The sequence below is a fragment of the Actinoplanes sp. NPDC048791 genome, from assembly GCF_040650095.1.
GTDB lineage: Bacteria > Actinomycetota > Actinomycetes > Mycobacteriales > Micromonosporaceae > Actinoplanes.
Window position 1 is genome coordinate 1 of sequence record NZ_JBEZGQ010001176.1, and the last position, 2381, is coordinate 2381.

Annotated in this window: 3 protein-coding genes; 1 reads left to right on the forward strand and 2 read right to left on the reverse strand. The window is 73.0% G+C overall.

Going from position 1 to position 2381, the window contains the following annotated elements; translation table 11 throughout:
- Positions 1 to 1604, forward strand: a 1604-nt coding sequence (locus AB0C29_RS43940; RefSeq protein WP_360833671.1) for an FAD-binding protein, incomplete at its 5' end; no start/stop codon positions are given.
- Positions 1605 to 1623: 19 nt separating this feature from the next.
- On the opposite strand, the gene AB0C29_RS43945 is transcribed toward AB0C29_RS43940, so the two are convergent.
- Together AB0C29_RS43945 and AB0C29_RS43950 are read right to left on the reverse strand one after the other, a co-directional pair.
- Positions 1624 to 1962 carry a chorismate mutase gene (locus AB0C29_RS43945; RefSeq protein ID WP_360833673.1) on the reverse strand — a complete coding sequence of 113 codons (339 nt, stop codon included), beginning with the start codon at positions 1960 to 1962 and terminating at the stop codon, positions 1624 to 1626.
- A partial coding sequence (locus AB0C29_RS43950; RefSeq protein WP_360833675.1) for an aminodeoxychorismate/anthranilate synthase component II occupies positions 1959 to 2381 on the reverse strand: 423 nt, incomplete at its 5' end. The genes AB0C29_RS43945 and AB0C29_RS43950, both read right to left, overlap by 4 nt.

Genomic DNA, 2381 nt, shown 5'->3' on the forward strand with positions numbered 1-2381 from the left:
CCGCCACCTTGCCGCGGACGGCGGCGGCCGTCGACCCGGCCAGAGCGGACCGCGCTGTGACGGTGCTGCCCGACGACCCGCGCTATCCCGGGCTCACCGCCGGGGACAATCAGCGGTGGCGGGCCCGACCCGACTACGTCGTCCTCGCCACCTCCACCGCGCAGGTGGTCCGGGCCGTCCAGGATGCGGTCGATTCGGGCCGGCGGCTGACCGTCCGCAGCGGGGGTCATTGTTACGAGGACTTCGTCTGCAACCCGGAGACCCGGGTGATCGTCGACCTGTCCGAGTTGTCCGAGGTGATCTGGGACCAGCGCTCCGGCGCGTTCTCGATCGGGCCCGGAGCCACCCTGCTGGAGGTGTACAAGACGCTGTTCCGGCGGTGGGGCGTGACGATCCCCGGCGGCAGCTGCTACTCGGTCGGCGCCGGCGGTCACATCGTGGGCGGCGGGTACGGCTTCCTCTCCCGCCGCGACGGGCTGACCGTCGACCACCTGTACGGGGTCGAGGTCGTCGTGGTCGACCGGGCCGGCCGCGCCCGCAGCGTCGTGGCCACCCGCGACAGCACCGGTGAGCTCGGCGACCTGTGGTGGGCCCACACCGGTGGCGGCGGCGGGAACTTCGGCGTCATCACCCGCTATCTGATGCGCTCACCCGGGGCGCCCGCCGGCGAGCCGACCCGGGCGCTGCCCCGGGCGCCGTCCACGGTGCTGCTGCACGGGGTCGGCCTGGACTGGGCCGGCCTCGACGAGCAGCGGTTCGTCCGGCTGGTGACCAACTACGGGCGCTGGCACGAGGCGAACAGCGCGCCTGGATCGCCCGCCACCGCCCTCTCGGCCGTGCTCGCGCTCAACCACCGCAGTGCGGGCGGATCGGGCATGCTCGTGCACCTCGACGGTGACGATGCCGCCGCGGAACGTCTGCTCGGGGACTTCCTCGCCGCCGTGCTGGACGGCGTGGTGGACGACGCGGCCGGCTATCGCCGGCCGATGACCGCGCCCCTGGGCGAACTGGGTCCGATGGCCGCTGCGGCGGAGCCCGGCCGGTGGCCGTGGCTGCACGCGACCAGCTACGTGGCCACCAACACCCCCGCGCTCACCGATCCCACCCAGCGGGCCGACCACAAGGCCGCCTACCTGCGCCGGTCGTTGTCCCGCGAGCAGGCCGAGGCGCTGTACCGGCAGCTCACCGAACCGGCCTTCGCCAACCCCCGCGCCGGGGCGGTGCTGTTCTCCTACGGCGGGCGGATCAACGCTGTCGCACCGGGGGCCACCGCGGTCGCGCAACGCGACTCGGTGCTCAAGGTGCTGGTGCAGTCCTTCTGGGGCGCCGTAGCCGACGACGACCCGAACGTCGCCTGGGTGCGGGAGACCTACCGGCAGCTTTTCGCCGGCACCGGTGGTGTGCCGGTGCCGGACGAGAACTCCGACGGCTGTTACATCAACTATCCGGACACGGACCTGGGCGACCCGCGCTGGAACACCTCCGGTGTCGCCTGGAGCACCCTGTACTACAAGGACAACTACCCGCGGCTGCAGCGGACCAAGGCGCGGTGGGACCCCCGTGACGTCTTCCGGCACGCCCAGTCCGTACGGCTGCCGGACTGAGCGTTGCCGGATCGGAGGCTCAGCGGGCCTGGCGCAGCAACAGCAGCGCCAGGTCCGGTCCGCTCGGTCCCAGGACGCGGAACCGGCGGGCCACGGCCAGTTCCTGCTCGTGCACGTAGGCGGTGCCGCCCTCGGCGATCCGCCGGGAAACCACCGCGCGGGCGAGCTCGGTGCGACGCCGGATGAGCCGCAGCAGTTCGTCATCCAGCCGCTCGAGCTCGCGCGTCAGCGCCGCCGAGTCCGGTACGTGGCCGGGCTCCGGCTCGGCGGCGGTGTGCCGCCCAGCGGCCGGCTCGTCGGGCTCACCGTAGGAGTCCAGCAGGGGCACGGTGATGATGTCCGGGCTGCGGACGTTCATCGGACCAGCCTCGGCATGCTCAGCAGCGGGCGCAGCTGTCCGGCCAGGATCGCCGGACCCTGCTGGGTGAGGATCGACTCGGGATGGAACTGCAGCGACCGGAAGTAGCCACCGGCGAGGGCGTGCACCTCTCCGCTCGCCGGATCCCGGCTCACCCGTACCGGTCCGGTGACCGCGGGCAGCAGGAGCTCGTCGGTGTCGCTGCGGGCGGCGAACGTGTTGTAGAAGCCGACCCGGGCGCGGTCGCCGAACAGGTCGATCTCCCGTTGCACGCCCTGGCGCGGCTCGCGCCTCCGCACCAGGGGCAGACCCAGGTGACGGCAGAGGACCTGGTGGCTCAGGCACACCGCCAGCAGCGGGGCCCGGCCCGCGAGGCGCGCCTCGACGATGCCGAGCATCGTGCGGATCTTCGGGTCGTC

What these genes read in the sequence shown, in the direction of transcription:
- AB0C29_RS43945 (WP_360833673.1), bottom strand. Translation starts at nt 1,962, where the DNA reads ATGAACGTCCGCAGCCCGGACATCATCACCGTGCCCCTGCTGGACTCC.